The sequence below is a fragment of the Paraburkholderia sp. BCC1876 genome (assembly GCF_902833695.1).
GTDB lineage: Bacteria > Pseudomonadota > Gammaproteobacteria > Burkholderiales > Burkholderiaceae > Paraburkholderia.
In genome coordinates this window covers 1-536 of sequence record NZ_CADFGI010000048.1, presented here as the reverse complement: position 1 = coordinate 536, position 536 = coordinate 1, and the positions used below count along the sequence as shown (strand labels likewise).

Annotated in this window: 1 protein-coding gene; it reads right to left on the bottom strand. The window is 66.6% G+C overall.

Going from position 1 to position 536, the window contains the following annotated elements; translation table 11 throughout:
* Positions 1-536 (bottom strand): DotU family type IV/VI secretion system protein (locus tag HWY05_RS37685; protein WP_176061483.1); only part of this gene is annotated, 536 nt, incomplete at both ends.

Genomic DNA, 536 nt, shown 5'->3' with positions numbered 1-536 from the left:
GCGCCGATCGCCCACAGCGGCACCTCGCGCTTGAGGCGGTGCGCGATCTGGTCGGGCAGCGCCCAATGCGGCGCGAAAGGCGCGCGCTTGCCCTTCATCTGGGCGATCTCGTCGCCGATCCGCGCGGTCAGGTAGGCGAGCTTCTCCGGTCCCTCGAGCAGGTACTTGCCCTGGAAGCCCAGCAGCAGGCACATGTGGAACACCTCCAGCGACTGCAGGCGCGCCACGCCGTGCGCGCGGCATTCCTCCAGGTACTGGAAGAGCTTATCGCCGGCCAGTTGCTCGCCGAACAGCACCAGCTGCAGCGGGCGGCGCTCCCACTCGGCACGCACCTTGAACTGCGAGGACAGCACCGCCTCGTCGATCGCCGCGCAGAACGCGAACTTGGCAGCGTAGACGTCGTCGGCGCCGGCATTGAGCTTCTTCGCGCCGCGCTCGAAATCGGCCAGGAATTCCTGGATTCGCGTGCGGAACTCGTTCGCTTCGCCGGGCTCGCGACCGTTCTTCAGCAGGAACATCATGAAGAAGCCGTCATA